Raw genomic sequence first — 8081 nt, 5'->3', positions numbered from 1 at the left:
TTTGAGGCAGCAAATATCACTCTTGAAGTTCCATATCGGCTGAATCAGAAAAACTGGCATCCGCCTACATGGGCATATAAGAGATTCCGTAAACGTATCGAAACGATATTTTCCCAGCTCAACGACAATCTTATGATGATACGAAACTATGCAAAACAATCCTGCGGTCTTTTCACCCGCATAGCAGGCAAAATAGCAGCAATGACGTTCATGCAATATGTCAATTTCGTTAATCATCATCCGATTGGGCGGATAAAATATTCTCTAATTTAATTCAACCAACAGGTGAATATATATTTTAAGTTTCGCAAGTTTCTCATATTATTGACAAACAGTAGTATCTCATCTCTCCTCCTCCCGGGAGGAGGGGAATTGGGATAGTCTTGATAACGCAAAGGCAACTTGCGAAACTTCAGTATATATTATTTGCTGCGTTCAAAATCCTTGGGCAATACACCGAACTGCTTATAGAAGCATTTGGAAAAATAGGATGAAGAATTAAAGCCTACAATGAATGCTATCTCATTGATACGATATTCTTTGTTTCTTAACAGTTCTGCTGCTTTTTTAAGGCGAATCAAACGGATGAAATCATTGGGTGTCAATTCGGAAATACTCTTTACTTTACGATATAATGTGGCACGGCTCATATTCATCATTAAGGCCAAGGCGTCTACATCCAGGTTCACTTCATCCAGATGGGCGTGGATGGTTTCCACCAGTTTGTTAAGGAAGTCCTCGTCGGCTTTGGAGTGGGCTATGACTTCTATCGTCGATTCGGGGGAGTGCTTGTACGATTCACGTATCTTCTTTCTGTTTTCAAGCAGATTTTCAATGCGTGCTTTTAGGTAATCTATGGAATAGGGTTTGGTTATATATTCATCGGCACCGATTTTCAGCCCGTCCAGTTGTGTCTGTAAGTCTGTTCTCGCCGTCAGCAAGATGATGGGTATGTGGCTGTAGCGAAGATTTTCCTTTATTTCTTTGCACAAAGCCATTCCATCCATTACAGGCATCATTACATCGCTTATTATTAGGTCTATGTTCTGTTCTCCTAATATTCGTAACGCATCCACTCCATTGCTGGCTTTTAGTATCAGATAATTTTCTTTGAGTTGATTGCTCATAAAATCTTGGAATTCTTGATTGTCTTCTACGGAAAGTACCACGTTTTTATGTTCTGAATTAGGTAAAATAATCGTATCCGCCGGTTTCTCTTGCTCTTCTTTCACAGTTTCTTTATTATCTTCTTTTAGAGTAATGGATATTTCTTGTCGGATAGGTAAGATAATGACAAAAGCTACATTCCTGTTATTGGTATCTACGAATATCTGTCCTTTGTGAGCCTCAATCAGCGTGCGGGTTAGTGGCAGACCGATGCCGGTGCCCGTGCTGTTTTCATCCAATTTCACAAACGGCTCAAAGATACGTTCTGTTTGCTCCGGTGGGATATGGTCACCATCGTTTATTATTGTTAAGTTGAAATTGTCCGCGCCACTTTCCAGACAAACCTTTATAAAGGAAGCGGCATGTTTCAAAGCATTACTGAAGAGGTTGCTCAGTATCTTGGTCAACATCTCTGCATCTATATCGACCATCAGCCTTTCGATGGATATATCTTCTTGAAAAACAATATTCTGCAACTTTGCAGCCGGAGTAAATCTCCCGATGGTATCCCGGATAATGGCGGTCACATCCGTATGTGTAAAATTCAATTGCAAATCCTTGGCTTCGGCTTTACGAAAATCCAACAATTCATTAACCAGCTTCAATAGCCGGTTGGTGTTTCTTTGAATGATAGACAAGTTCTCATAACATGAATCTGATACCTTTACTTCTTTTATTACTTCTTCCAGTGGAGCTTTTATCAAGCTGAGTGGGGTTCTTATTTCATGGGTTATATTGGTGAAGAAGTTAATCTTGGCATTGTATAATTCTTTCTCTTTCTTGCGTTGCAGCAGTTCTATGGCTTTGGCACTGCGTCTTTGCAGCCGTGTGATATAGCTCCTTATTGCGTAGAATACAATCAGCACAATGAGGATGGCATAGGCGATATAGGCCCATACCGTCAAGTAAAACGGCGGAAGGATACGAATCTTCATGCATGCAACGGTCTCATTCGATGTACCGTTGCTGTTGGTTGCTTTCACACAGAATGTATATTCCCCGGAAGGAAGATTGGAATAAGTGGCTTGATGCGTCTGGCCTACATAAATCCATTCTTGATCCCATCCTTCCAGTCTATAGGCATACTGCATTTCTTGTGGAGAGGCATAGTTTAATGCAGCGAAACCAATGCTGAAAATAGACTGGTCATGAGGCAGTGTAATTGATTTGGTATAAGCAATGGAGCATTCCAGCAAAGCATTCTCCCCACCCATGGGAACTTCCACATTGTTTACCTGAAAACTGTTGAAAACCACATTGGGAGGCATCAGGGAAGACTCCAGTTTGTCTGCCTCAAAAGCAATGAATCCTTTTACTCCTCCAAAATACATCTTACCTGATTTGCTTACGAACCCGGACTTATAGTTAAACTGATCTCCCAATAAGCCATCCGCATGAGTATAGGTCTTTACTTTGCCCATCGGCAATTCTAACCGGAATAACCCTTTGTTTGTACTTCCCCAGATATATCCGTTGGTATCTTCTTGCAATTGGTAAATGACATTATTGGGCAATCCTTCATTCGTGGAGAAATGATTGGTGAAAGAGCGAGACTGTTTGTCGTAACGAATCATACCTGCTCCTTCTGTCCCAATCCATAAGTGATGCCTTTGGTCTTCCAAAAGGCAAATTGCCATTTTTCCACGAGTCGCATCTGTCTTTACTACTGTTGGATGGTGCTCCCATTTGTCTTGTTTCCTGTCGTAAGAGAACAGTCCTTGTCCTAAAGTCGCAAACCACAGGATACCATCGAAATCTTCCAGAATGTCGTTTACTTGCGAAAATATATTATTTTCACAAACACGTACGAAATTATCTGTTTCGGGTACATAACGGTGTAATCCTGTCATTGTCCCGACCCAGATGATGCCGGTATAATCCTTATAAATAGAATAGATATTGTCGTCACTCAAGGTTTCTTCCGATAAAGCACTCCGGTAATTCTTTATTCTCTTGTCCTTCAAGTTCAGCACAAACAAACCTTCGGAGAAAGAACCTATCCAAAGATTATCCTTATCACATAGGAGAGCATGTATGTTGTCGGCGGAGAGATATCCTTGTGTAAAGGTCCTGTTGAGCGGGTTAAAGCAGTTCAGGCCTCCGTCTTCAGTGCCAATCCAGACGTTCCCTTTCTCGTCTTCGCAGAATTCGCTGATACTTTTACCGCTGATAGAATGACTGCCGGTAATAGGATAATATTTCTCGAACCTGGCATAAGACTCTGCAAAATAATTCACTCCGCCAAAGAAGGTTCCTAACCACATTCCTCCTTCCTTGTCCTGATAGATGAAATGAATGGCATTGTCGGAAAGTGAGTAGGAATCATTGAATATATGTTGGAAATGCTCCACACAGCCGGTCTGGGTGGAATAAATGTATAGGCCGTTTTCTGTACCTATCCATAAATGAGCGTTTTTATCTATGCACACATACCGTACGAACAGAGGCTTTCCATTTTCATCTTTAGCCAGTAATTCGGTGAATTCCTTGTTGCGCAGATTAAGCTTTAATAAGCCGTGGCTTACGGTGCTTACAAGTAATGTTTCGGAATCAAGTATACATAGATGGTTGACGTCGTTTCCTGAAGTGTTTTTGTCCATGTCACTAATCAGGATTTGAGATGTTTCTCCAGTCGAGATGTTTAATTTTAAGATTCCTTGCTGGTAAGTGGCAATCCAGAGATTGCCATCCATGTCGAAACAGAAACTACGTATTCCTTGTCCTTTCTCCAGGTAGTGGTTTAATGGATAAAACCGTATTTCTTTTTGAGGGGTTACGCAAAAAATACCTTTTTCTGATCCTCCTAACCACATGTTCCCTTCTTTATCACGTACTATGGCACGTACGGTACCGGTAATAGACAGGCCCTTCTCTGTTTTCATTGACAAGTTGGTACAACTGTCAAAGACGGGATTATACAGAAATACCCCCATGTCCGTACCTATCCACAATATTCCATCTGTGTCTTCGGCTAAAGAGAAGATGGCATCACTTTTCAGGCCTTTTTCATCAGAAATATTTCTTTTGTATACTTTGAAAGAGTTGCCGTCATAACGGTTCAATCCATTTTGTGTACCAAACCACATGAAACCTTGGCGGTCCTGCAAAATGGCATATACCATGTTTTGAGATAAACCATCTTCAACTCCTAAACTTCTAAAATAAAAATTGGAGTGTTGGGATGCATTGGCAGGGAGCAAAAGCGATAATGTCGTCAATAAGAATAGAAGTGGGCGGAACTTATACATGCTTTTATCGTATTATTAAGCAAATATAATAGTTTGGATAATACGTAGAAAGCTATATCTGTTAATTAATACCGTATAAATGAAATTGAAACGATATTCTTATTTTGTGAGAAGATATTGTTAGGAATCTGCATCGAAAAAGCCAACTTGTCCGTAATCGGATAATTTGGTGTCAACTTGTTACAAATCCACCTTTCGTCCTTCTGCAATAGATAATTTCGACCATGGAGTGATGGAAGTCCACAACGCCAAATCACCAAGCGTTGCCGGAAAAGGCAGTTCATCCTTCAAATCAGCCTCCAAAGCTTTCAGCATGATATAATCCATGCCTTGGTGGTGTGTGTCCACTTTCAGGGCATCGTTTCCCCACTGCTGCCAATAGATGTGCTCATAACGGTCCACGTATGCACTGTCCGCCTCCCAGGTTTCGTCTGGGCTGAGTCCTTCTATGTAAATCATCCTCCGGTCTCCCTGCCAGATGCCTTTTGTTCCTTGCACTTCGAAGTCGAGGCTACGCGGACGCGGCAAGGTGGTGTCGTGCGTCAGGGAGATGAGAATGCCGTTCTCTGTTTCCAATTGGGTGACGACGACATCACCCAGCCGCACCCTCACATCCGTGTTTCCTCCCAAATCCTTTATATACTGATAAATTCCTGCCGGTTTGGAAGCAAATGAAGTCAGGCTCTTTACACGGTCTTTCCGATTGATGCCCGCCATCATGCAGAGGGGAGCCAGGCCGTGCGTAGGATAAAGGTCGCCATTCTCCTCCTGATAGAACCTGCTCCGCCAGACACTTTCCGTCTTTTCCCGGTTGCCGATGTTTCCGGCATCATCCAGCAACAGACGGCGCAAATCGTGCCGATAGCCGCCACGCATATATACAATCTCGCCCAACAAACCGGCAGCCACCATGTTGCAGACAGAGAGATTCTCGCGCATGAAAAGCGTATTCTCCAAAGGATATACCCGGCAACCGCGCCGGTGTGCCAGCTCTATCAAAGGCCGGTACTCGTCTATATAAAGTCCTCCTTTTATCTCCAAGGCCACATGGCATCCCCTCTCCACACAGCACAAGGCATGCCGCACGTGGCACTGCCAGGGAGAGGCGACAAACACCAGTTCGGGCGCATGTTCGGCAAGCATGTTCAAATAGTCATCCTCGCCATGATTGTAGCAACCGATGCCCGGAAAGCCGGAATCATCGAGTCCCGGATCGGCAAGCGCCACCACCTTGAATGCAGGCAGATGCTGCAACAAACGAAGCAACTGCCTGCCCCGATAACCTACACCAATAAAAGCAACTTTCATCATAATCTGTTCTTTCAACTCTTTATTCTTCGTTCTCTTCCGAACACTGTTCCGTTCATAAGATTTTCCGGGCTATCCAGGCACATGCCTTCGCGTCGGCCAACGCGTGGTGATGCTGTTCCGGTTGATAACCACAGTAAGCCGCCACCGTGTGCAACTGATAATCAGACAGTCCTTTAATGGAACGATGCGATGCCCGCAAGGTACAGTGGAACTCATAATCCGGATAATCCATGCAATAAGTCCGGAAAACAGCCTTCAGGCAACTTTCATCAAAAGCCTTGTTGTGCGCCACCAGGGGCAAACCTTCCAAACGGGAAGCCACTTCCTGCCAGACCATAGGGAAAATCGGTGCGTGCTCCGTATCAGCCAGCGTCAATCCATGTACGCGGGTATTCCGGTAAGTATAGTATTCCGGCTCGGGACGGATAAGGCTGTAATAATGGTCCACAATCTCTCCGTCACGCACGATAACCAGCCCCACACTGCAAACACTGGTGCGCTGTTCGTTGGCCGTTTCAAAATCAATGGCAGCAAAATCTTTCATCCGACAGTTCTTTAATGGTGCCCAAAGATACGAAAAATTCACTTCGTTCATTTCGTACTGCATCGATTTGCATTATCTTTGCCCCTGACAAAGGCTAAAATATTATGGAAGATTTGAAGATATTGACAGAGTCTGTCTGCCGCATAGCCCGTGAAGCCGAATATTTCTTGAAAGAAGAGCGGAGAAACGTATTGCTCTGTTGCCGTTTTTTTAATACTATACGATGAAAAACGTAGTTAAAACCTGGTTCTTTTCTTTTGTCCATCTCTTCTTCCCGCGTCAGTGTGCCGTGTGTGGTGCTATCTTGCAAGAGGGTGAAGAGGGCATCTGCATGAAGTGCAATATGGATATGCCTCGGACAAACTATCATCTTCGTAAGGACAATCCGGTGGAACGTATGTTCTGGGGGAAGATACCTCTGGAACATGCCACATCTTGTTTCTTTTACCATAAAGGGAGTGATTTCCGCCGCATTCTCCATCAGTTGAAATATGGAGGGAGGAAAGACCTTGGCGAAGTGATGGGGCGGTTTATGGCAGCGGAGTTGTCGGCTATCGGCTTCTTCAGTGATGTGGATGTCATAGTCCCTGTTCCTCTGCATCCGCGCAAGCGGAAAATGCGCGGGTACAATCAGAGCGAATGTATAGCCCGCGGCGTTTCCGTTGTCACCGGTATTCCCATGGATACTGCTTCTGTTGCACGTATGAGGCATACGGAAACGCAGACCCGTAAATCCTCTTATGAACGTTGGGAGAATGTGGATGGTATCTTCTGCCTGCGTCGTGCTGACGCTTTTGCAGGGAAGCATGTGCTGATTATAGATGACGTGTTGACTACCGGTGCCACCACTACGGCTTGTGCCGATGCGCTCAAGGAAGTGGAAGGTGTGCGCATCAGTGTATTGACACTGGCGGTGGCGGCCTCATGAGTCAGAACCGATAGCGGCCGCCTGCTGCGATTGTCCCGGTATATCCTACTCCGAATTCTGTGAAGAAAGCAAACCGACTTCCGTATTCGATGCCTAGATAGCTGAATTGATAAGCGAATTTTGTCTTGTGAAAGACTTCTTCGCCAAAACTGTTCCGGAGGAAGTAGGCACCGAGACCTGCTAAGGAGTACAGAGAGAATTTGGGTCGGGTAAACCAGTGCCACCGGAAGGTGGGAAGAACATACAGATACCTTCGGTTGTCTTTGGTGTTTTCATCCAAAGCTTCGTAAAAGCTGCCGGCTGTCCCTTTGTTGCCGGTTATTCCTCCGGTTATTCCCAGACTTATTTTGCGGTTGAATCTATAGATGTAGCTGATGTTTAGGGCGCCGTAGTAGTTCGTCTTTTTGCGTGTATAGACTCCGAAACTCAGTGCCGGAGCGAAGCACTCCTCAGCTATGCTGTTGGCATCGGTAATGGGCAGGAAGCCATAGCCGACGGAGAATTCGTGGTGCCGGAACTTTTCTTGGGGCAGAACGGGCATGTCTTGTGCTTTGCAAAATGTACATACTGTCAATCCGATGATTAAAAAGAATAGGGTTGTTCTTATCATAATAGTCGTATTTTGGAATTAAACTTCATGGTTCTGCAAATAAAGACAGAAGGTCGGGATAAACTCCCTATGGGTGTTCTGCAAATGTATGTTAATTCCATGAAAAATGAAAGATTTTTCTAAAAAATTCCCGTTCGTTTGTTCAGTGCGGTCGATGTAGAAAATAAAAAAGGCTCGCCTGATTGACGAACCTTTCCGCTCTTCCTCTTGGACTTGAACCAAGGACCCTCTGATTAACAGTCAGATGCTCTAACCGACTGAGCTAAGGAAGAA

General features: G+C 44.3%; 5 protein-coding genes, 1 tRNA gene and 1 pseudogene. 2 read left to right on the top strand and 5 right to left on the bottom strand.

Features of this window, described 5'->3' with window-relative positions:
* Positions 1–273: pseudogene (locus tag M1B78_RS17890) on the top strand (IS982 family transposase); the annotation flags it as partial.
* A gap of 149 nt (positions 274–422) precedes the next feature.
* On the opposite strand, the gene M1B78_RS17885 reads toward M1B78_RS17890, so the two are convergent.
* The 3 genes from M1B78_RS17885 to M1B78_RS17875 all read right to left on the bottom strand — a co-directional run bounded on the left by M1B78_RS17885 (position 423) and on the right by M1B78_RS17875 (position 6270).
* The gene (locus tag M1B78_RS17885; protein ID WP_257941430.1) at positions 423–4415 is read right to left on the bottom strand and encodes a two-component regulator propeller domain-containing protein; all 3993 of its coding nucleotides are present in this window, start codon (positions 4413–4415) and stop codon (positions 423–425) included.
* A gap of 180 nt (positions 4416–4595) precedes the next feature.
* Complete coding sequence (locus tag M1B78_RS17880; RefSeq protein WP_257941429.1) at positions 4596–5726, bottom strand: Gfo/Idh/MocA family protein; 1131 nt, start codon at positions 5724–5726, stop codon at positions 4596–4598.
* A gap of 52 nt (positions 5727–5778) precedes the next feature.
* Entirely contained in the window at positions 5779–6270 is a 492-nt protein-coding gene (locus M1B78_RS17875) for a 3'-5' exonuclease (RefSeq protein WP_257930441.1), read from the bottom strand.
* A gap of 223 nt (positions 6271–6493) precedes the next feature.
* Here M1B78_RS17875 and M1B78_RS17870 point away from each other — a divergent pair, with 223 nt between their 5' ends.
* Positions 6494–7198, top strand: a complete 705-nt coding sequence (locus M1B78_RS17870) for a ComF family protein (protein ID WP_257930442.1) — start codon at positions 6494–6496, stop codon at positions 7196–7198.
* Position 7199: 1 nt separating this feature from the next.
* On the opposite strand, the gene M1B78_RS17865 is transcribed toward M1B78_RS17870, so the two are convergent.
* Together M1B78_RS17865 and M1B78_RS17860 are read right to left on the bottom strand one after the other, a co-directional pair.
* A complete protein-coding gene (locus M1B78_RS17865) occupies positions 7200–7808 on the bottom strand; it encodes an outer membrane beta-barrel protein (RefSeq protein WP_246866986.1) in 609 nt (202 codons plus the stop codon).
* A gap of 198 nt (positions 7809–8006) precedes the next feature.
* A tRNA-Asn gene (locus M1B78_RS17860) sits at positions 8007–8080 on the bottom strand.
* Between the last annotated feature and the right edge of the window lies 1 nt (position 8081).

It is taken from the genome of Bacteroides muris (ex Fokt et al. 2023) (genome assembly GCF_024704895.1).
Lineage (GTDB): Bacteria > Bacteroidota > Bacteroidia > Bacteroidales > Bacteroidaceae > Bacteroides > Bacteroides muris.
The sequence above is the reverse complement of the archived record's forward strand: the minus strand, read 5'-3'. Positions and strand labels throughout refer to the sequence as shown.